Here is a 22,232-nt window from a genome sequence, read left to right as displayed (position 1 = left end):
GTGCACATTCCAATATTTTATTTCGTTATTAAATTGAATTCATAAATAACTTATTTTTTTATTTGTTAATAATACATTAAGCACCAGTACAATAAAAAATAAAAGCTTATTTTTGTAAAATAATAGTCTTGACATTTTATGCAAATTCATCCTCTTTTTGGATGGACATTTGTAACTAAGTTTGTGGCTCTCTTTCAAAACAAAACAGAAAAATATATCTAAGACTACTAAAATGAAAAAACTCATTTTCGTTTTAATCGCAATAGGAATATTCTTTTTTAGTATCAAAATTTCATCAAAAAATACTAAAAATAAATATTCTGAAATTTCTATATCCGATGATTCAACAGAAGAAAAACTTTTGAGTCGTGCTGGTATTATCAAAAAATTCATTACCAATAATCTTAATTATAACAATGAAATTGCTTTTCTTATTGACATGAAAATCATGTCCGGGAAAAACAGATTCTTTGTTTATGACTTAAAAAACAACAAAATAATTGACCAAGGTCTGGTTACTCACGGTTTTGGTTCAGAAACACAAATTGAAGGCCAACTAAAATTCAGTAATATCAACCAATCACTTTGCACATCATTGGGCAAATATTATATCGGAAACAGCTATACTGGAGACTTTGGCAAAGCCTATAAACTTTTCGGTTTAGACAAGACAAACAATAATGCTTTTATAAGAAATATTGTTCTCCATAAATACGATAAAGTGCCTTATGAAGAACAGGATAAACCCATTTGCAAAAGTTTTGGCTGTCCAATGCTAAATGCCGACTTTTATAAACGAATTGAAAAACTAATTGACAATTCCAAAACCAAAATCGTTTTAGAAATTTACTATTAATAAGACGCTATAAACGATATCCATTATTCCTCTTCTTTCAAAATCTAAAGAACGAACCTGGAAAGTCTTTGTTAATGACCCTAATCTAAATTATTGGTAAAAATGCTATCCTGCAATTATTACTTAGTAAATGGAAAACAAAATCTCTTTTATTTCTGCTGCAAATTACGTGTTGAAATACAAATTAAAATATGATAAAAATCATTTTCTGTGTTTTTTTTTGTGACCCTATATTTATAAAATAGAAAAGAATAAATCCTAAGACATTGTCAATTCATTTTTTTAAGGAGTAATCTCCCTAAATTAGAAAACAATCCAAATAATCAAGGTAATAAATGCAAAATAAATCTCGAATTGGAGTTGTAAAATTTCCATTTCTTAAAAAAAAACCTAAACATTCGTCCGATTTTCTGCTGCCTTTCCAATGCAACTTGATGCTTCTATACGTTTGGAAACCTTTGAAAAATACGATAAAGATAATCAATGGCACAAAATGTAATGCGGATCATCTCGAAATAGACCATCTGATGACTTTTATAAATGACATAAAAACTACGATTAAGAAAATATCGAGACTTTTACCGTATAATTCAACGTAAATACACCCTTTGAATAGGAATGTTATAAATTATTACGCTATTACATTAATTATTAACACTAATATAAACTTCCAAAATAGACCTTATTGGAATTTAGTACTTTGAAGGATTATTTACTAAATTTGACAAATCTATAGAATAAATAAAATCACTAAAAATGAAAAGTCTTAAGGAGCGCATATTGGAATTGAAAAAGGAGAAAAATGCGGTTATTTTAGCACATTATTACCAAGAAGCCGACATTCAGGATATTGCTGATTATGTGGGTGACAGCTTAGGATTGTCACAAGAAGCCATGAAAGTGGATGCCGATATCATTCTTTTTGCAGGCGTACATTTTATGGCTGAAACGGCAAAGATTTTAAACCCATCCAAAAAAGTAATCCTTCCCGATTTGAAAGCAGGTTGCTCACTTGCCGAATCCTGTCCTCCAGATTTATTCAAGAAATTCACTGATGATCATCCCGATCACATTGTTATAACCTATGTGAACTGTTCCGCTGAAATTAAGGCGTTGAGTGATATTGTTTGTACCTCATCGAATGCTTTAAAAATTGTGGAGTCCATTCCTAAAGAAACCCCTATAATTTTTGCTCCTGATAAGAACCTGGGAAAATACATCATCAGTAAAACGGGTAGAGACATGCTACTTTGGGACGGCTCTTGTGTGGTTCATGAAGCTTTTTCTTTGGATAAATTAATTGAAGTTCACAAACAGCATCCTGACGCCAAAATTATCGCACATCCCGAATCAGAAACGCATATTCTACAAACGGCAAGCTATATTGGTTCAACAGCCGGAATGATTGATTATGTAAAAACCAATCCTAACACTAAATTTATTGTCGCCACTGAAGCAGGAATTTTACATAAAATGCAACAGGAAGTACCTCAAAAAATATTAATTCCAGCTCCCGCTAAAGATGACAATACTTGTGCTTGCAGCGAATGCGGTTATATGAAAATGAATACTTTACAAAAAGTATATGATTGCTTAGTTCATGAAAGTCCTGAAATTGATGTGCCTGAAAACATTAGAAAAAAAGCGTTGCTTCCCATTGAACGAATGCTTGAATTATCAAAATAATGATCAAAACCAATTATCTAATCATCGGTTCTGGTGTGGCCGGACTGACTTTTGCCATAAAAATAGCCGAACGATTTCCTGATAGAAAAATCACGATAATCACCAAGTCGAACGAAGATGAATCGAATACAAAATATGCGCAGGGCGGGATTGCAATAGTTACTGACAAAACCGAAGATTCCTATAAAAAACACATTGACGATACCCTCATTTGCGGAGATGGTCTATGTGATTCCTCTGTGGTTGAAATGGTCGTTACTGAGGGACCAAAACGATTAAAAGAGCTAATAGAATGGGGCGCCAAATTCGATAAAAACACAAAGGGTAATTTCGATTTGGGTAAAGAAGGCGGTCATTCTCAAAACAGGGTGGTACATCATAAAGACCAAACTGGTCATGAGATTGAACGTGCTATTTTAGCACAGGTTCATCAAAAAGAGAATATTACCGTTCTGGACCACCATTTTGCACTGGACTTAATAACTCAAAATAATTCTTGTTTTGGTGCCTACGCACTGGATGAAAAAACAAAAGAAATTATTACTTTTAAATCAGATTTTACGGTACTAGCCACTGGTGGAATTGGCCATCTTTACGGCCATACGACAAATCCTGTAATTGCAACCGGAGACGGAATTGCTATGGCTTTTCGTGCGAATGCTATCATCAGGGACATGGAGTTCATTCAATTTCATCCTACAGCTTTATATGATTCTTCTTTAGGATCTAAATTCTTAATTTCAGAAGCTGTTCGAGGTTTCGGTGCTTATTTACGCACCAAGAAAGAACACCGTTTTATGCTGGACTATGATAGCAGATGCGAACTGGCTTCCAGAGATATTGTTTCACAAAGTATTGATTTAGAGCTCAAAAAATCAGGAGACGATTGCGTTTATCTGGACTGTACTCATTTAGATTCAGCCCTTTTTATAAAACATTTTCCTATGATTTATGAGCGTTGCAAAAGCATATCAATTGATATTTCAAAAGATTGGATTCCTGTGATTCCTGCTCAACATTACCTTTGTGGTGGAATTATGGTGGACAAAAATGGAAAAACAACTGTCTCCAATTTATTTGCGTGTGGGGAATGCTCTCAAACAGGATTGCATGGCGCTAATCGACTGGCATCTAATTCATTGCTGGAAGCACTTGTCTATTCCGATAAAATTTATAATTATTTAGCGAATTCTAGTCTTGAAAAGCCTGAATTCAATGGTAGTATTTCAAATTGGAAATCAGTTGAAAAGCCTGAAATTAATTCCGATTATCTGGCTAAACTAAAAGCCAGACTACAGCTTTTGATGCGTCAGAATGCAGGTATTGTGAGGGATGATTCGGACTTGGTTAAAGCCAAAGAGCAACTATTGCTTTGGCAAAATGAAATGGAAGAAATGGGCAAAAGCTATAAAATCAGCACCCCTTTTTACGAACTGCTTAACATGATCACCATTGGAAATTTGATTGTTCAACAATCCATTGAAAGGAATGATAATCGTGGCGGTTTTATGAAAGTTAAAGCGTCCGCAAGCAACTAAATTATTTTTTAAAATATAAAAGGACTATCCTCTTTATTCCAAAAAAAATCGGCTTGAAAAACTTCAAGCCGATTTTTTTATTAAACCAAAACCAATTCTGGAATTTCAATCTCAATTAGTTCCTTTTTATAGCCCTTAAACTGACTTTGAATCTCCTTTTTAGTGCTTTCGAAAAAATGTCCTGATGAAAACAAATCTTCATAATATCCGATTCCTTCTATTAAATTATTTTTAAACAGATGCCATTTTTTTATTTGTGCCGCTGTTATTTCATTAGAAACTGCTGTTATTTCATTTTTCAAATAATCCAAATACATTTTCAATTCTTTGACAAATAGATTTGGACGATCAGTTACCGTTACTACTGACGCGTTTCCATAAATATGCTTTACCATTTCAGAAAGAGAAACTTCCTGGTTAAAATACGCCATATTTGGTCCGGGACAAATGATTACACCCTGGGCCTGCCCTTTAATTTTAATATCATTTTCAAGATAAGAAGCATTGGCTAAACCCACACAAAGACAGGCTTTTTCCGTAATACTGTTTTTCTTTTTTTCATAAATTTCCGCAGATAGCACCTCTTTTTGTTGCAACAACTCTTCCAGTTTGAGGTCTTGATATTTTTTGGAAGATGTACAAATTCCTTTTGCACCGTATTCTTTGCTTAATGCTAAAAATCGTTTTGGACAAGAACTTCCCGCTTTACTTTCCTGAATTCGCTTTTGCTTGAATATTTCATTGGTAGTTCCTCTCAAAGTATTGAAGGGAATTCCTAAGGGCGAAATATGACTCAGATACAAATCTTCTTCTTTGGCTTTCGCCAATAATTCTCTGGTATCCTTATCAACCGAAGTGGCTTCGGGAACTAATAAAAATGGAGAACCCCAGCCCACAGAATCAACATTATAATAATTCAACAGAAAATCGTGTTCTTCTGCAGTTCCCACACCTCCCTGAACAGTAATTTTTAAATCCAATGGCTGCTCCGGCACATGCATTTCTTTTTGTCCTAATGCTTTTACCATCAAATCGTGAGCAGATTGAATCAATTGCTCTTTTTTTTGTTTGAATTCTTCTAAAATAGGGCCTAACAAATAACCATCAGTAGCAAAGGCGTGCCCGCCACAATTTAATCCGGATTCGATTCTATATTCAGAAACCCAAAGTCCTTTTTTAGCTAAAAAATTTCCTTGAATCATAGCCGAACGAAAATCGCTCACTTTCAGTGTAATTTTCTTTCTGAGTCTGTTATTCAAATCGGGAAAGAAAGCCGTGAAATTCTCAAAATAACTGTACAATCTTGGATTCATCCCCGCAGACAAAACTACCGAAGATTCCAAAGTGCTATTAGCGAAACCACGAAGAGCGGCATGCGCATCATTAAAAGCAATTGGCAATTGTTCGTCTTTTATAAAATTATCTTTATCGAGTTTAGTCATGATATTGACATCAATATCGCCGGGATAAAGGTTGCTCTCCAAATAATCTTTGACATTTTCCTTAAAAGAAAAGCCGTCTTCCAACAAATTTTGCAAGCCTAATTTAAGCTCCGATTTGTTAGGAAGCATAGCCATAAAATTCTCCAATTCAAATTTGCTTTCGGATAATTCAATTTTAAAATTCTTGAATTTTTCTTTTACGATTTTGTCTATCAAATTTAAATAAGAAGTAATACGATCTGCGCGATAATCCATGATTTTTTGCGTAATTTCGTAATAAGGAAGATTGAATTTCTTGCTGTAAAAAGCATTCATTTTTTCGATGAGTTCATCATCCATAATTGAAACTACCGAAGATATTCCATACTTCGCTACTCGTATCGGACTATCAATCGTATATGCAAGTCCCATAACAGGAATATGAAATGTATGATTTGGTTTAATTGCTGTCATGCCCTTAATGTTTTATAAATAAAGTACAAAAGTCGCTAAACAAATCTGCATAAAAGCTGATAAATATCATGCTCTATTCTACTTTATCAAAATACCTTAGCCATTTAAAGTGCTGCTTTGAGATTGTTTTAAAATTATACTTAAATGGCGTACAAACATTTGACCTTAAAGGTTCAAAATAACACATCCTAATCCCAATCTGATTATGCAAATAGACATAGATTTACTTTTTTCTTGGGGAGCTGTTGCAAAAAAATACAAAAAAAATGAAGTAATTTTTGATGAAGATGAAGTGGCACATTTTTATTACCAAATTATTGATGGAAGTGTGAGAATGTTTAACTCAAATGACGAAGGGAAAGAGTACACACAAGGCCTTTTTTGTAAAGGAGAGAGTTTTGGCGAGCCACCTTTATTTATTGACCAACTGTATCCGTCAAAAGCGATTACTATTCAAGACAGCACAATTATAAAATTAACGAAAGATAAATTTTTAAAAATTCTTGATGAATATCCGCTAATCCAAAAATCATTTTTGTTTTTGCTTGCCAACAAAATTCATTCAAAATCCAATACTTCAAAAGAGATTATAAACCAAAAACCGGAGTTCCGAATTATTGCTTTTTTGAATGCACACAAAAGAAAATCGGAATGTACTTTCAAAAAAGTATTAATCCCTTACACACGTCAGGAAATTGCAAATTTTACCGGCTTGAGAGTCGAAACGGTTATTCGTGTTTTCTCTAAAATGAATGATTGCAACAAAGTTGAAATCATCAATCATAAAATATTTTTTTAAAAATGAAACTAAATATAAAGTATTGGCTTAAATTCTCCTTGTTAAATCTTTGTATAGTCGCCTCCCTTGGCGTTTTAATGCGTTATAAAATAGGTTTCGAATTTCCTTATTTCAATCAAAAAAACATCCTGCATTCCCATTCACATTTTGCGTTTTCCGGTTGGATTAGCCATACCTTGATAACTTTGATGATTGATTACCTTCAGACCAAAACAGCAGATTTCCAGGAAAATAAATACAAAAAAATAATTATCGCCAATCTTATTTGTTCCTACGGGATGCTGATTTTCTTTGTTATTCAAGGTTATGGAATGTTTTCAATTCTATTCTCTACGGTATCAATTCTCGTTTCTTATATTTTTGGCTATTATTACATCAAAGATCTAAGAAAAATTGACCCTGAATTGGCAGCAATAAACTGGTTTAAAGCTGCCATAACTTTTAGTATTATTTCTTCTTTCGGAACATTTTACCTGGCTTATATGATGGCGAGTAAAAATGTTATTCAGGATTTGTATTTATCTTCCATCTATTATTTTCTTCATTTTCAATATAACGGATGGTTTTTCTTTGCATGTATGGGTTTGTTTTTTGGGTTATTAAACCTAAAAAAATCAGAAAATTCCTTTTATGAAACATCATTTAAACTGTTTGCGATTTCCTGTATTCCTGCTTATTTTTTATCAACACTCTGGCTTGACATTCCCTATTGGCTATATGCAATTACGGTGATTTCCGCAATAGTTCAGGTTTTTGCCTGGTTCAAACTTCTTATACTTTTAATACAAACGAAAAAAGTGTATTTAAAAAACTATCCGCTTTTATTACGATACATTTTACTGTTTGTCTCGCTGGCATTAAGTATAAAAATACTGCTTCAATTAGGTTCAACCGTTCCGTTTTTAAGCCAGCTTGCGTTTGGTTTCAGACCAATTGTAATAGCCTATTTACACTTGGTTCTATTGGCGGTCATTACATTGTTCTTGTTATTTTACATCTATGCTAATCATATCAGTACTACCAGTAAAAAGATAAAAATCGGTCTGATTATATTCTCCATTGGCGTTTTATTAAATGAGTTGGTCTTGGCTGTTCAAGGTGTTGCATCGTTTAGTTACACTATTATTCCGTATGTGAATGAACTACTTTTTATAGTCGCGCTACTCTTACTTTTTGGAATAGGACTGACTACCTATTTTTCTATAAAGAAAGTTAAAAACAGCGCGTCTTTTTAACTGGACTCCTAAAACAACTAAGCCTGTGCTACACAAAATCAGGTAATCGGAATTATACCTGTGATAAATGATACTTTGCTTGCTAAATACTATTATTAATTCATTCTGTTAGATTGAAAAAGGCGTAAACTATTTTAGACTGCACCCAAATAGTGTCTAACTTTTTGGGGGCAGTTCAATTTTTAGTTCACGCCTTTTTTCATGCCTTCTATCCTATCGTTTTATTCATCAATAAAGAGGAAATATTCATCGCTCTCTGCTTGATTTCCGTTGCTTTTTCTCCAATAAATAATTGATCAACGGTTTCATTGAACAATGCATTCCAATGCTGGAAATGAGCTTCCTTCATTTCGCTCTTTTGATGTAATTCCTTGTGTTTTACCATCGGGTTTCCAGTGTAATTTCCATTAAAAAACAGAATATTTTCCCAGAAATCATACATGATAGGCAAGTGCAGTTCCCAATTTACTTTAGCCACATCTGTAAAAAAATAACCAATTGTACCATCGGTTTTTATTTTATCATAAAAAGCATTCACCAGTTTCTCAATGTCGTTTCTATTTTTTATATCTGTTTTCATTTGTAGATTTTTTATCCTTTAAATAATAAACACAAGCTATCTTCAATTGCTTCTACTGAATGTAAAACTGTTACCGGAATATCTTTTTCGTCATAAAGAAAAAGTTCAGTATGCTGGCTTTCTTCTTTATATATCACGTTTCCTTTTATTACCAATAATTTTGCAGTCACATCCGTTTTATGCTCTTTAAGCACCATTCCTTTTTTGAAAGCAATAACAATTACTTTACTGCACGAAGTATTTTGGACCACTTGCACTACTGGATTAACGGCATTTTCTAATTTTTCTAGAATATCTTTAAACATTATAAATCCTTGTTTTTAAATTTGGTTAATGAAATATAAAATGGAATAATAACCCATGAACACAATAGTAAAAAAGAGATTAATAACCCCAATGCTGTTCCGAAAAAATCTTTAAAAATGGCTCCGGTATACCCCATCATAGCAGAAACATCAAGATGTAACAAAATTTGGATTCGTGCTAAATCTATTGGACTTAGCGCCGTAACGCCTATCATTATTTTTTCGATTGGATAATCTGATAATTGAAACAATAAAAACAAAATTATTCCATCAAAAAGCAACGCAAAATACAGCCAACCCATTATGGCAATTCCTATTCCTTTCGCTTTGTCTCTGGTGAGTATCGAACTTAAAAAAGCCAAAGCTACAAACACCAAAGTAATCAGGAAGCCTATAATCAGCATCATAACTCCTACGCTATCCGGAGCATTGATTAAAAGCGGAATTCCAGCGCCGATAAAAAAGGCCAAAATCATTGACAAAGACAGCCCTATAAACAAACTCAACCAAATTTTCTTCCGCTTAATCGGCTGACTCAATAAAAGCTCAATAAACTCAGAACTATTGTATAAATAAATCGTGGCAAAAAGAATAGAAACAAGTGGAACTGTGAATAAAATTATATTTAAAATCGTAAGCAATCCTTTAGCGGAATTATCTTCCAATCCAAATGCGCTCCAGGAAAGTACTGTTAAAATAAGAGTATAAGCCACTATAATCTTGTTCTTCAGAATGTCTAGAAAAATGATTTTAATTATTCGGTTCATTGCTCTTGTTTTTTAAAATTTTGGCAATTGCTTTTGATATTTTTTGCTCGTTTGTTGATTGCAATAAATCAGCAATAGTTTGATGAAAATACACTTTACCATCCTCCATGTAAATGATTTGAGTTATCAAATCATCTAATTCACTCAAAAGATGGGAGGTTATCAAAATGAGTTTCCCTTTTTCTTTTTCTTTTATAATTTTTTCTTTCAATATTTCGGAAGCCAGTGGATCTAATCCGGCTGTAGGTTCATCTAAAATCAGCACCTCCGGATTAAACAAAAAAGCTAATGTCGCACTCACTTTTTGGGTTGTACCCCCCGAAAGTGTCCGCATTTGTTTGTCATATATTTTTTCGAGTGCAAATGATTTCACTAAATCTTCATCTAAAACCTGATTTGAATTTCGAATTTTTTTAATCATTTCGATAATTTGACCTACAGTCATATAGTCCGGATAACGTCCAATTTGGGGCATATATCCAATTTGTTCACGATATTGAAACTGTTTTAAAATCGATTTTTGGTTAAACAAAACATCTCCTTTTGTCGGAATCACCATACCTAGAATACTTTTGATCAAAGTCGTTTTTCCACAGCCATTAGGGCCGATTAACGCAATGCATTCCCCTTTTTTAAAAGTAAGATTAACATCCTTTAAAACGACCAACTTTCCGAATTTTTTATATATACTTTTAATTTCTATCATAAAGATAACGAGTGCATTAATGGCGAATTGTCGATAAAATTATCGGGGGTTATACTGGGCAAAACTTTTTCAGATTTATCCAAAAGTGTTATCATGAAACTCCGGAACAACAACATTGCCGAAGGATTATTTTCAACCAAGACCGCAAATAAACTCAATGGATGATAGGGCACATCGCCTACTCCATTTTTGTCTAAATCATACCCTTCGTATTTATCCCAATAATTGCTATTGAACTTATTTAAAACTAAACTTCCATTGGTGCCCATATCGAAAGTATTGCCAATAAAATTATTATTTACAATTTCATTGTCTACACAACTGGCCTGGATTTTCATAGCCCAACCGTTTGCTTCAAAAACATTTTTTTCAACCTGAATCCTGTTCGTTCCTTCCATGTGAATTCCGGAGGTGTTTTTTGAAAACTTGTTTCCAATGATATGACTATCTGTAATTTCCTTAAGAAATAACCCATAAGCGGCATCTCCCCAGTTTTCTTCAAAATAGTTATTGAACATCTTTACATTTTTGGTAAACATTACTGCAACACCAGCACCATTGTTTTTGAAAACATTTGTAATATATGCATCATCATTAGAAAACATAAAATGCAGTCCATAACGGATATTGTTTGTTGAAATATTCCTCCAGATAACGGAATTGGTAACAAATTCAAAATAAATCCCATCTCTATGCCCTGAAATAGTGTTGGCAATAATTTGAAGATTCTCACTTTTCCAACAATGAATTCCATTGCCTATCTGCTGCTCTTCTTTACCATAAGCTACAATTTGGTTGTTTTTTATTAAGCAGTTTTTACCATTTTGTATATAAATCCCAAAGAAATTATCATCCAAAATATTGTTCTGAATAACAACATGATTTTTGCCGTACACTTTAATAGCACATGGATCTATAAGTGAGGCATAGCCCGACTTTATAACTTTAAAACCCTGTACAACGACACTGTCAGCTTGAATGGAAAGCACCTCATATTTCTTTTGTCCATCCAAAACGGGAAGGTTTTTCCCAAGGAAAACAATTCTTTTATCAATAACAATATTGCCTTCTCTATAAACCCCTTTATGAACCAAAACCGTATCACCGACTTTAGCTATACTAATGGCTCTTTTAATTGATTTTATAGGTTTACCAGGACCAACTTCAATCACATGAGCATTAATCAATGAAGAAAATAATAGGAATATGCAGCAGAGTTTTTTCATTATTTTTAAAATTAACCATCTGAATTTAATTAAGAAAACTAACTATTCTTATTTTTTTAATGGTTCAAAAAGTACTTTTTTTATTTTGTGAAAACTGCATCCCACGCAATTTGTTTTGCATTTAATTTTACCTCAAATTTTTTCGCTTCCTTTTCAGAAGAAAAAGATATAATCCCACCTCTCATCGGACTTTGAATCGCCTCTCCATAAAGGAAAAAAGCGGTTTCGGCAGGAATTAACACATTATCTTTTGTATAATCACTTACATAATAAGTTGCCATTTTTGTGTTAGGATTTTCTTTTCCATAATTTATCATACACATTACGTCGTCAAACTTATAAACTCTCCCTTTTTGAGTAATCACTTCCGTTCCATATTTACCATCGGAAATAGTCATTCCACAGAAATCACAATTATCTACGTTCAATTTAATCGGAACTGCTTCCGTTTTAGTACACGATAAAAAAGACAAAGACAAAAGGAATAACAAAACTGCCTGCGTTTTTGGCTTTCTCCATTTTTGCAACAGATTAGACTCTTTTATCACAAGTATGAACAACAAAAACCCCGAGGCAATTAACATCCATCCTCCAACATCCGGAATAGAATAGGCTCCAAAATTCAGAAGTTGTTTGTATCCAATTAATGGTGGCTGATAGGACATTCCCGGCACCTTAATTGCTGCATTCGGGTCTAGATTATGTCCATATTCATAGTTCCATCTGTAAAAGTCCACTCCGGCTAAAATTCCAAAAAGAATAAATGAAACAAACAAACCATATAATACTTTTTTCTTAGCAATCACTGCGACTATCAAAGCAAAAAGAGCAAAAAACCCAATGATATAGGGCAATACCGTAAACTCTATAAAATCTTCTTTGTGCAATGTTTTCATCCCTATATAATGGTTAAGTCCATTAATGACATCAACGTCACCTGCGATTTTATTGGCATGCAACTGCAGTACTAAACCTTCAGGATATTGTGGTGCAGACAACTCAATTCTCCACATTGGAACAAAAATAGAAGACATTAATAATGCCATCACCAACAAAAGCAGGATTTTTGAAAGCATTGAAATTTTTGAATTATCCATGTTTTTTTTATTAAAAAAAGGGAACAAACAGACTATTTGTTCCCTTTTTAAATTTTGAGCGATTATTTTTTAGCTGGCATATTTGTCCCCAGGCTAAAAGTTATAGGAACATTGCTTCCTGCAGGAGAAACTCTTAGATATCCTGACATTTCCTGATGCAGTGCGCTACAAAAATCGGTACAATAGAATGGGAATATGCCGACTTTTTTGGGTACCCATTTCAACGTGGCTGTTTCTCCAGGCATGATTAATAACTCCGCATTATCAGCGCCTTTTATGGCAAAACCATGAGGTACATCCCAATCTTGTTCTAAATTAGTAACATGGAAATAAACTTCATCTCCAACTTTGACACCTTCGATATTGTCAGAAGCAAAGTGAGATCGAATAGAAGTCATATAGACATGAACTTTGTTTCCTTCTCTGACAACTTTAGCTTCTTTTTCTCCTTTTGCAACATAAGGATGATTATTTTCTTCAATTTTATAAAATTTCAACTGACCATTGTTTCTGATTAAATCAGCTGGCGCAGATTGAGCATAATGTGGCTCTCCAATAGTGGGGTAGTCTAATAAAAGTTTCATTTTATCACCACTAATATCAAATAACTGTGCACTTTGAGCTAATTCCGGTCCAGTTGGCAGGTATCTGTCTTTCGTAATTTTATTATAAACCACCATGTATTTACCAAATGGTTTTTTACTGTCTCCACCTGGGATAGAAAGGTGCCCAGGAGAATAATATGTCGGTGCTCTGTCTAAAACCTTTAGCGTTTTTATATCCCATTTTACCACTTCAGAAGAAACAAAGAAAGTAGTATACGCATTCCCTTTTCCGTCAAATTCTGTATGTAATGGTCCTAAACCTGGTTTCTTTACTTCTCCATGCAAAGCTGCTTCGTATTTAATAACCGGAATACCTTCATATTCGCCATCAAATTGTTTTTTTGCAATAGCATTTTGCATTTTATCAAAACTAAATACGGGAATTAGAGCTGCAAGTTTTCCACTACCTACGATGAATTCTCCCGTAGGATCTACATCACATCCGTGAGGAGATTTTGGACAAGGAATCATATAACATATGTCTTTCAACACTTTAGAATCCAAAACTAAAACTTCTGTTCTAATTTCTGATTTTGCCGTATGCGTTTTTTCATCCCAAGTGTTATGTGCATATTTAGCAGCCACTTTTTTTCCTTTTCCAGCTTTGATATATTCTTCAGCTTTCTTCCAGTTTACCGCCATGATGTAATCCTTGTCATTTTGCGAAGCGTTTACTTCAAGCAAAGTATTGGCTTGCTCTGTATTATAACAGGAAAAGAAAAACCAACCATGAGACTTCCCTTTACCAGCATGACTTAAGTCAAAATTCACTCCTGGCGCCTCAATTTGGAAAGCAATATCCATTTGACCAGCTGCACCTACCTTTACAAAACTTAAATATCCTTTAAAATTCTCTTTATAAGTATTAATAGGCACATCACCATTTGCATTATCGGTAGGAACGCTAAATCGGGTTCCGGCTACTACATATTCTGTATTCTCGGTAATAAATGGAGAGGAATGATTTCCGGCACTATTTGGCAATTCAATAATCTCAACTGTCTTGAACGTTTTTAAATCAACACGCGCAATTCTGGGCGTATTATTAGCATTGGCAAAAATCCAACGTCCATCAACTTCACCTTTAGTTTGAGACAATTCCAGATGATGCTGATCATCCCAGGGCACATAACCATGAGAAGTATTCAACATTGGTTTAGTTTCTTCGCTATATCCATAACCGCTTTGCGGATCTTGAGAAAAGATAGGAACCACTCTCAACAATCTCGCACTTGGCAACGCATAAATGCTCATTTGTCCACTAAAACCTCCAGAAACAAAATTATAGAATTCGTCATATTTCCCCGGAGCAACATAGACTTTTTGGGCTGCATCACCACTTACGGCATCTGCTGTATCCTTAGGCCTGCAAGAACCAAAAAATGCACTTGCAAAGACAATGGCAAGAGTTGATTTTATAAATATATTGTTCATATTCTTTTAGGTTAAATATTATTTCTAAGCACTATTTTACACCGTCATTTTTACGCATAAATTCCAGCAAATTTCTTGCATCAATATCTGTTAAGGCTTGATTTGGCATACGAACCAAACAAAGTTCCAGTTGCGCTTGAAGTTTTGGATCTTTATCAATCATTGGGTCTGGATTGGTGATGAAATTCATAATCCATTCTGGTTTTTGTCTGGTAGTTACTCCCTTCCATCCTGGACCTACTAATTTCTCATCAGTCAATTTATGGCATGACGAACACTTTACAGATTGAATTTTCTCTCCCTCGGCGGCCATGACTTCATCTAATTTATCTCCTAAATCTACTGAAGTGTGTTTTCCAATACCTCTGTTTGGGTCGTACGTAGTTACATCGGCTGGGTTTGTCGCAGATTCTTCAGAAGCAGCAGCATTATCTTTTGAAAAATCATCGGTGGTCTTAGTTTTATCGCCACATGAAGTCAACATTACTAATGCAACTACAAAAAAAGTTAATTTGTACATATAAATAGTTTTTAAATTTCTTCAACAAATTTGCGATTAGATTAGCTGATTGATTATGACTTCAATCATACTTAATCATCTTTTTTTTGGTTTAAATAAACTACGCTAAACGATAATCTTTTGTTAACTATTAAACTTTTGACTCTTTTCATTGTCTAAAAACTATAACTTAAAAACAATACAAATGAAAAAATTATTTATTGTCGCATTATTAGTTGTTGGAATGGCAAGCTTTGCACAAGAAAGAAAAGGAAGACCAGAAAGAGCTGAGATGGAAAATTTAACTCCAGAGCAAAGAAATCAGCTAAAGTTAAAGAAAATGACATTAGAACTGGACTTGAATGCAAAACAGCAAGAACAAATAGGTCAAATCATCGCTGAACAAAGTGCAAAAAGAGAAGTTATGCGGGCCGAACGAAAAGCAAAACAGGAAAAAAGCAGTGATGAGCGTTTTGCAATGAAAAGCAAAATGATGGATGAGCAAATTGCAGTAAAAAACAAAATGAAAAGCATCTTATCAGCTGAGCAATTTGAAAAATGGAATGCCCAAAAGGAAAAAGAACACGAAAGAAGAGGTGATCACAGCCGTGGTGATAGACAATAAGAACAAAAAACTTCCGGTCTTTAAAAAGCCGGAAGTTTTTCTTATCTAAAAAGTTTTAGCAACTTTATCAATTGCCTGTATCGTAAAATCTAAATCTTCATATGTTAGTGCATCCGTAATAAACCATGTTTCATAGGCAGATGGTGCGATGTAAATTCCTTCCTCTAACAATCCGTGGAAGAATTTCTTGAATGTTTCGTTATCGCCTTTAAAGGCAGTTTGAAGATCAACAACCGAAGCTGCATCAAAATGTACAGAAATCATTGATCCGATTCTGTTAATGGTAAAAGCAACAGAGTTGGCTTTCAAAACTTTGTCAATTCCTGCAGCTAAGTAAGCTGTTTTTTCTTCTAATCTTTGAAAAATTGCACGGTCATTGTCCAACGCTTGTAACATCGCTAATCCCGCCGCCATTGCTAATGGATTTCCGGATAAAGTTCCTGCCTGATAAACCGGACCTAATGGCGCCAGATAATTCATAATTTCTTCACGAGCGGCAAAAGCACCAACTGGCAATCCTCCACCTATTACTTTTCCGAAGCAAACAATATCAGCAGTTATACCAAACAATTCCTGAACACCACCTCTGGCAAGCCTGAATCCGGTCATAACCTCATCAAAAATCAATAATATTCCATTGTCAGTACACAATTGGCGTAAGCCTTCCAAAAACCCTTTACTAGGCGGAATACAACCCATATTTCCAGCAACAGGCTCTATGATTATTGCAGCAATTTCATTTTTATTAGCTGCTATTAAAATGGCTACATTATCCAAATCATTGTATTTTGCGAGCAGCGTATCCTTGGCAGTTCCTGCAGTAACTCCAGGACTATTTGGCGATCCAAAAGTGATTGCTCCACTCCCCGCCTGAATCAAAAACGAATCGGAATGGCCGTGGTAGCAACCTGCAAATTTTATTATTTTATCTCTTTTGGTAAATCCACGAGCCAGTCTTACGGCGCTCATGCAAGCCTCAGTACCCGAATTCACAAATCTGATTTTATCAATATTCGGAACCATGGAAACCGCTAAAGCTGCAATTTGCGTTTCTAATTCTGTTGGCATCCCAAATGAAGTTCCCAATTTAGCTTTCTCAATTACAGCTTGTACGACTGGCTCATAGGCATGTCCTAAAATCATAGGCCCCCAGGAATTAATATAATCTATTAAACGATTTCCGTCCTCATCATACAAATAAGCCCCTTTGGCACTTTTGACAAAAATTGGAGTTCCACCCACTGCTTTAAAGGCTCTTACAGGTGAATTCACACCTCCTGGAATTACTTTTTCTGCTTCAGCAAAAAGCTGACTGCTTCTTTTATACAACATTTATGAATTATGAATTATAGTTATTTTAAATTATTTTACTACCAGCTGCTGCCCAATAGAAAGCGTATTATCCGAAAGATTGTTTCTTTGTTTTAAATCCTCAATCTTTAAGTCAAATTTTTTCGAAATGGAATATAGTGTATCTCCTTTTTGAACCACATAGGAAACCAAGCCCTTGCTTATAGGATTCTTAGATTCTATTTTTAATTCTTCAACCATTTGCTGTTCATTTGAAACATAATTTACATCCAGGACCTGAATGTCATATTGATGCAATTTATACCGCTCAATATAAGAAATCAATTTGTCCGGATACCTTGGATCTGTGGCATAACCAGCTACCCTAAGACCTCTGGCCCAGGCTTTATAATCCCCTTTCGAAAATCCAAATAGTTTAGAATACCTGCTTCTTCCGGTTAAAAATACAGCATGATCTTTGAAAGATTCAGACGGATTATTGTATTTTCTAAAACATTCCTGGGCTGCATCATCGTCATGTTTCACACTATCTCCTGCCCAGCCTTCATGACATTTTATACCAAAATGATTATTAGCATATAGTGCCAAATCGCCCCTGCCGGCACCCGATTCTAAAATTCCCTGAGCCAAAATAATACTTGCCGGAATACCATAATTCCTCATATTCCCCATAGCAATCTCTTTAAACTGAGAAATATAAGCAACAACCACATCATTCGTAACTACCGTCTTTGAGGTTGATACGATTACTTCCGTTTCACGATTACTTTGTTCTTTTTTTACGGGTTTTGACAGTATCGGGTTTGTTGCATTAGTACTTGCTGCATTGGTTTTTTTAATAGTGCGCACTACCTCCAATTTTGGTTTTACAGGAGTTTTTTTTGTTGTTACAATAACTGGCTTTGTGGCTTTACAGCCTATCAAAGTTACTATTGCAAGAATCATTATAATTTTTTTAAACATTGATATCGATTGTTGGTAATTGTTTGTTTCTTAATTTTATATTCATGCCCTGAATTCCTTGAATTCCACCAGTGTGAATCAGTAAAATTTTTGATTCCGCAGGAAAATAGTTTTTTTGAATTAAATCTATAACGCCAAAAACCATCTTTCCAGTATAAACAGGGTCCAAAGGAATTTGATTTTCTGCATAAAATTGATTAATAAACCCAATCAATTCTTCATTTACTTTTCCGTATCCGCCAAAATGATAATCAGTAATTAATTCCCAATTCTTATTTTGGACAAAATTACGAATTTCCTCTTTTAAAAAATCACCTTTTAAAGCAGGAAAACCTAAAACTTTTTGATGGGGTAAAACGCTGTTAATAATTCCAGAAATGGTTCCGCCCGTTCCTACTGAACAACAGATGTAATCAAATTCAGCATCTTCTGGCGTTAAAATTTCCTGACAGCCTTTGATTGCTAATGCATTAGTTCCACCTTCCGGAATAAGATAAAAACCGCCAAATTTCTGTTTTAAATTTTCTAAAAAGGCAATCTCGCTTTTTAAGCGATATTCTTCCCTCGAAATAAATTCCAGTTGCATTCCACAATTTTGCGCAAATAATAAGGTAGGATTCTCCGAAATCTTGTCTCCTAATTCATTCCCTCGAATAATCCCTATCGTTTTAAATCCTTTTTCTTTTCCTGCAAAAGCCACTGCTGCAATATGATTTGAAAAAGCGCCACCAAAAGTAAGCAACGTCTCTTGATTTTCTTCTTTCGCCTGGAGCAAATTGTATTTCAGTTTTCTGAACTTGTTCCCGGAAACAAAAGGATGTAACAAATCTTCCCGTTTGATAGATACTGAAATAGAATTTGGAAATGGCGTTTTTAGCTGCTGATTCAAAAGAATTAATTTTGGTACAAAGGTAAAATTTTATATACAATAAAAATGCAACCCTTTATAGATTGCATTTTTACATTCATTTCTAATGAATTCTAGTTTTTAACTATAATTTTTTTACCAACCTCAATATTGTCTGTCGTCGATAACTTAACAATATAAATCCCATCGCCAAGACCCGAAGTAGAAAATTTATAAGACGACTCCACACCCAAGTCTTTTTTACTGAAAATCAATTTTCCCGCTACGTCGTACAAACCGCATGTAGCAAGATCCATAAGCAACGGATTATTAATCGTTAGATTTTTAGTTGAATTATTTTGATAAACTACAAAACTTTGACTTGCGAGATCTTCAATTCCTAAAGTTGAACTCTTTTTGAAAGTAATTTCAAATTGCGTATTGTTCACTCCACCCGGTACTACCAAATCATAGAAATTGTTTTTTATATCATGGTATAAATTCGTCACTTTGTCATGTAAATAAACGTTATTAGATGCTGTAAAGTTCAAAATTTCTTTTACCGTAATTTTATAATTGGCTTTATTCTTATTTTTAAATCCAAGTGGAATTTTTTTATCCATATCAAAATTCACAGCATTGACTACATACTCTCCATCTTGTACTACAAAATAAATATCCGCAGGAGAACCATCACTGGTGGAGATTGCATCCATTGCCCGATCAACACCGTCCGTAGCTTCAGGAACAAATGCCAAAACCATCTGACGAATTCCTTTACTATCAATTAGGGTATTAAATCTAATCTGTGGTGTGGGTACAGTACTGACTTTAGTATAATCAAACCCTGATACTGATTTGACAGCCGACAAATACTCCGCAGCATTTTTCTTTTTATGTTGATTTATATTTTTTTGAAACTGTGAAAAATTATCAGCACTTTCCTTCACAAATACTCGATAACTGTTTTTCATCTCTACAGTACCGTTAGCAGCTCCATCAATCATAAAACCTTGCCCAACAGGACTAAAACGTCTTTCATAAATTGCTCCTAAGCCAGCACTCGTTCCCTCATTTCCGGAACCATCGTAGGAATAGAATGTTGCAGGAACATAAATTCCAGATCCATCTCTAGAAATAGGGGAAAAAGTCCCATACCCTCCTTTATAGTCAGCTATATAATGTGAGTTTACCGTTTTATCCTGTTCCCAGAAATAAGCAATCCCGGTACAATGTATCGCATCGGTTAAAAATGCAGATAAATCTATCGCTGATGGATAAGGATTTCCAGTTAATGTAAATTGCTCAATTGCAACAGGAATAGAAATTGTACCATCATTTGGTTTTCCTCTAAAATCATATCTTTGTTGACTAGTAGGATTGTTTTGAACCCCATTTACCGTAGTTAAATTTGTCCCTGAAGTTCCTTTCATCGTAAATCCTTCCCCTGCATTTACACTAGAGGCCGATCCTACTTGTATCCAGTTTGAATAGTCGGCAGCAGCGGTTAGCTTATTGATCCAATACGGGGCAATTGCAAATGGACTAGCCGTCCCATTATAATTAGTCATCGGTAGAATAGTTGGGGCATTACTGTTTGTCAAATCAACAATATCTTTGAGTTGGGTAATCCCAAAAGGAGCGTTTCCAGCTGTAGCGATATTTCCTCCTACTGGTGAACACCAGTAATTGAATTGGTAATTGTTGGTACTTCCTTCTTGAAAAACAGATAGACTCCCAACTCCTTTATTGGTTCCTGCTGTAGTGGAGCCTTGCAACAACTGAGCATCCTTCCTCAAATAAAAATTACTGCTGGCAGCATTTAGCTCTAAGTCATTTTTAATATAAACAACCTCGTTGTTTGCAAATACATAACTATTCGGACTCACATACATCTGGGCATAAGCAGTGCACTGAAATAAAAATCCAGCAACAATCAACAGTGTTTTTTTAAGTAATTTTGGGTCCATAAGCTTCTGAATTAAATTAATTTGTAAAAAATCGTATGCATGTTAGTAAACAATTCCAATATATGCATAGCACCTTTAATGATAGAAAATGAAGCTATTAGGAATACTAAAAAATTTCAAGGTGGCATTTATAATCACGATTTTCGGAAAATAAAATCTACTATCAAATATTTTATCTAAAGTTACAAAAAAAACAGGTTTATATCTACTAAAAATGCCGACAAAAAGTACAATTAGTCGACTAAATACACCTTTTGTGTTTTTAGAGATATAATTTCTTACATTGTTTGCTGTAAAAACTAAATAAAAATAACACTGCTTTTTATTTAAATCTTATCCGAAATAAAATTAAAAAAATGTTCCTCTATTACCTCGCGGCACTTTTTGAAAGACAGTACGAACTATTGAAAAACATGCAAGAATAGCAGTTCCCTAATATGGGTTTGTGAAGAATAATCTAACGTACATATTACTGCTTTTTTAGACCTAAATATTTTGAAAACCGAAAAAAAGACCTGCTTTTTAGATATCCAAAATCAGACTCATTAGCATAAGCTTCTCGTTCGAAACTTATATTTCTGTAGGCCAAATCGGCATTTTTATATTGAAACAAACGGAAAAGATATTCGAAGAAGTACCAAACAAAAAACGGAACAACTAAAAGTTCTAATTGTTGTCGAAGATGGATTTTTTCATGATTAACAAAAACCAAATTTTCTTTATCACCACGACTTTTTACAAATACAAATGGAAATGCAGCCAAACCACGATATCCTTTCGGAATTAAATATTTAGCAACAATCAGATACATTCGCTATAAAATTTATAAATTTGTAATAATAAAAGGGCTCTATTTAATGAAAATCTCAATCGCTGGAGCAGTTTACATTTTGAAAGCAGTCCAAATAGATTAATTCCAGATATGATTGACCAAAGTAATGAAAATAAATTAATAGAAGGGGAAGATTTCTATTATACACCAGAAGGGTATAAATGTTTTACTGAAAAGTACCATTTAAAACGTGGCTATTGTTGTAAAAGTGGCTGTCGTCATTGTCCCTATGGATTTGATAAAAAAACAGGGACGAATAAAAAATAGTTAGCATGTTGCAGTAATCAGATTTTTAGGTTGCAGATAGTAGAAACAAGAAATCGGAAGTTTTAAAAAACACAAACAAACAAAAAATGGATATTTGTTCACTGAAATATAAAATCAAAATTCACAAATCCTACCACAGGTCGGATATTCGTTATCCTTAGTACATTTTTTAATATTAAAATGGTGTCA

At 34.0% G+C, this 22,232-nt stretch carries 21 protein-coding genes; 7 read left to right on the top strand and 14 right to left on the bottom strand.

Features of this window, described 5'->3' with window-relative positions:
- The first annotated feature begins 232 nt into the window (after positions 1 to 232).
- The 3 genes from ACNQGN_RS07900 to nadB all read left to right on the top strand — a co-directional run bounded on the left by ACNQGN_RS07900 (position 233) and on the right by nadB (position 4,080).
- Positions 233 to 856 (top strand): murein L,D-transpeptidase catalytic domain-containing protein, encoded by a 624-nt coding sequence (locus ACNQGN_RS07900; protein WP_417987295.1) that lies wholly within the window; start codon positions 233 to 235, stop codon positions 854 to 856.
- A gap of 756 nt (positions 857 to 1,612) precedes the next feature.
- Positions 1,613 to 2,542, top strand: a complete 930-nt coding sequence (gene nadA, locus ACNQGN_RS07895) for a quinolinate synthase NadA (protein WP_417987294.1) — start codon at positions 1,613 to 1,615, stop codon at positions 2,540 to 2,542.
- Positions 2,542 to 4,080, top strand: coding sequence for an L-aspartate oxidase (gene nadB / locus ACNQGN_RS07890; RefSeq protein WP_417987293.1), 1,539 nt, complete (start codon positions 2,542 to 2,544; stop codon positions 4,078 to 4,080). Before nadA ends, nadB begins: the two co-directional genes overlap by 1 nt.
- Before the next feature lie 80 nt (positions 4,081 to 4,160).
- Here the strand turns inward: nadB and ACNQGN_RS07885 are convergent, their stop codons facing one another.
- The gene (locus ACNQGN_RS07885; protein WP_417987292.1) at positions 4,161 to 5,975 is read right to left on the bottom strand and encodes a hypothetical protein; all 1,815 of its coding nucleotides are present in this window, start codon (positions 5,973 to 5,975) and stop codon (positions 4,161 to 4,163) included.
- Between the two features lie 205 nt (positions 5,976 to 6,180).
- Between ACNQGN_RS07885 and ACNQGN_RS07880 the strand changes: the two genes are divergently transcribed.
- Positions 6,181 to 6,774: a Crp/Fnr family transcriptional regulator gene (locus ACNQGN_RS07880; protein ID WP_417987291.1), complete on the top strand. Its 594-nt coding sequence runs from the start codon at positions 6,181 to 6,183 to the stop codon at positions 6,772 to 6,774.
- 2 nt (positions 6,775 to 6,776) lie between these two features.
- Positions 6,777 to 8,009: a hypothetical protein gene (locus tag ACNQGN_RS07875; protein ID WP_417987290.1), complete on the top strand. Its 1,233-nt coding sequence runs from the start codon at positions 6,777 to 6,779 to the stop codon at positions 8,007 to 8,009.
- A 208-nt stretch (positions 8,010 to 8,217) separates the two neighbouring features.
- Here the strand turns inward: ACNQGN_RS07875 and ACNQGN_RS07870 are convergent, their stop codons facing one another.
- The 8 genes from ACNQGN_RS07870 to ACNQGN_RS07835 all read right to left on the bottom strand — a co-directional run bounded on the left by ACNQGN_RS07870 (position 8,218) and on the right by ACNQGN_RS07835 (position 15,249).
- A complete protein-coding gene (locus ACNQGN_RS07870; protein ID WP_417987289.1) occupies positions 8,218 to 8,589 on the bottom strand; it encodes a group III truncated hemoglobin in 372 nt (123 codons plus the stop codon).
- 11 nt (positions 8,590 to 8,600) lie between these two features.
- The gene (locus ACNQGN_RS07865) at positions 8,601 to 8,894 is read right to left on the bottom strand and encodes a cupin domain-containing protein (protein ID WP_417987288.1); all 294 of its coding nucleotides are present in this window, start codon (positions 8,892 to 8,894) and stop codon (positions 8,601 to 8,603) included.
- A complete protein-coding gene (locus tag ACNQGN_RS07860) occupies positions 8,894 to 9,661 on the bottom strand; it encodes an ABC transporter permease subunit (RefSeq protein ID WP_417987287.1) in 768 nt (255 codons plus the stop codon). The genes ACNQGN_RS07865 and ACNQGN_RS07860 overlap by 1 nt, the downstream gene beginning before the upstream one ends.
- Entirely contained in the window at positions 9,645 to 10,367 is a 723-nt protein-coding gene (locus tag ACNQGN_RS07855) for an ABC transporter ATP-binding protein (RefSeq protein WP_417987286.1), read from the bottom strand. Before ACNQGN_RS07855 ends, ACNQGN_RS07860 begins: the two co-directional genes overlap by 17 nt.
- Complete coding sequence (locus ACNQGN_RS07850) at positions 10,364 to 11,593, bottom strand: nitrous oxide reductase family maturation protein NosD (protein WP_417987285.1); 1,230 nt, start codon at positions 11,591 to 11,593, stop codon at positions 10,364 to 10,366. Before ACNQGN_RS07850 ends, ACNQGN_RS07855 begins: the two co-directional genes overlap by 4 nt.
- A gap of 80 nt (positions 11,594 to 11,673) precedes the next feature.
- Positions 11,674 to 12,690, bottom strand: coding sequence for a nitrous oxide reductase accessory protein NosL (locus tag ACNQGN_RS07845; protein ID WP_417987284.1), 1,017 nt, complete (start codon positions 12,688 to 12,690; stop codon positions 11,674 to 11,676).
- A 62-nt stretch (positions 12,691 to 12,752) separates the two neighbouring features.
- Complete coding sequence (nosZ, locus tag ACNQGN_RS07840) at positions 12,753 to 14,729, bottom strand: Sec-dependent nitrous-oxide reductase (protein WP_417987283.1); 1,977 nt, start codon at positions 14,727 to 14,729, stop codon at positions 12,753 to 12,755.
- Between the two features lie 31 nt (positions 14,730 to 14,760).
- A complete protein-coding gene (locus ACNQGN_RS07835) occupies positions 14,761 to 15,249 on the bottom strand; it encodes a c-type cytochrome (RefSeq protein WP_417987282.1) in 489 nt (162 codons plus the stop codon).
- A 184-nt stretch (positions 15,250 to 15,433) separates the two neighbouring features.
- Here ACNQGN_RS07835 and ACNQGN_RS07830 point away from each other — a divergent pair, with 184 nt between their 5' ends.
- Complete coding sequence (locus ACNQGN_RS07830) at positions 15,434 to 15,853, top strand: hypothetical protein (protein WP_417987281.1); 420 nt, start codon at positions 15,434 to 15,436, stop codon at positions 15,851 to 15,853.
- 45 nt (positions 15,854 to 15,898) lie between these two features.
- Here the strand turns inward: ACNQGN_RS07830 and hemL are convergent, their stop codons facing one another.
- From hemL to ACNQGN_RS07805, 5 genes are all read right to left on the bottom strand, one after another.
- The gene (gene hemL / locus ACNQGN_RS07825; protein ID WP_417987280.1) at positions 15,899 to 17,185 is read right to left on the bottom strand and encodes a glutamate-1-semialdehyde 2,1-aminomutase; all 1,287 of its coding nucleotides are present in this window, start codon (positions 17,183 to 17,185) and stop codon (positions 15,899 to 15,901) included.
- A 30-nt stretch (positions 17,186 to 17,215) separates the two neighbouring features.
- Positions 17,216 to 18,127, bottom strand: a complete 912-nt coding sequence (locus ACNQGN_RS07820; protein ID WP_417987279.1) for a glucosaminidase domain-containing protein — start codon at positions 18,125 to 18,127, stop codon at positions 17,216 to 17,218.
- Positions 18,120 to 19,016, bottom strand: coding sequence for a 1-aminocyclopropane-1-carboxylate deaminase/D-cysteine desulfhydrase (locus ACNQGN_RS07815; protein WP_417987278.1), 897 nt, complete (start codon positions 19,014 to 19,016; stop codon positions 18,120 to 18,122). Before ACNQGN_RS07815 ends, ACNQGN_RS07820 begins: the two co-directional genes overlap by 8 nt.
- A gap of 92 nt (positions 19,017 to 19,108) precedes the next feature.
- Positions 19,109 to 20,944, bottom strand: coding sequence for a T9SS type A sorting domain-containing protein (locus ACNQGN_RS07810; protein WP_417987277.1), 1,836 nt, complete (start codon positions 20,942 to 20,944; stop codon positions 19,109 to 19,111).
- 469 nt (positions 20,945 to 21,413) lie between these two features.
- Complete coding sequence (locus tag ACNQGN_RS07805) at positions 21,414 to 21,755, bottom strand: hypothetical protein (protein WP_417987276.1); 342 nt, start codon at positions 21,753 to 21,755, stop codon at positions 21,414 to 21,416.
- A gap of 111 nt (positions 21,756 to 21,866) precedes the next feature.
- Between ACNQGN_RS07805 and ACNQGN_RS07800 the strand changes: the two genes are divergently transcribed.
- Positions 21,867 to 22,043: a DUF5522 domain-containing protein gene (locus tag ACNQGN_RS07800; protein ID WP_158589746.1), complete on the top strand. Its 177-nt coding sequence runs from the start codon at positions 21,867 to 21,869 to the stop codon at positions 22,041 to 22,043.
- The last annotated feature ends 189 nt before the right edge of the window (positions 22,044 to 22,232 follow it).

Source organism: Flavobacterium rhamnosi, assembly GCF_048286515.1.
In the GTDB taxonomy this organism is placed as follows: Bacteria; Bacteroidota; Bacteroidia; order Flavobacteriales; family Flavobacteriaceae; genus Flavobacterium.
The sequence above is the reverse complement of the archived record's forward strand: the minus strand, read 5'-3'. Positions and strand labels throughout refer to the sequence as shown.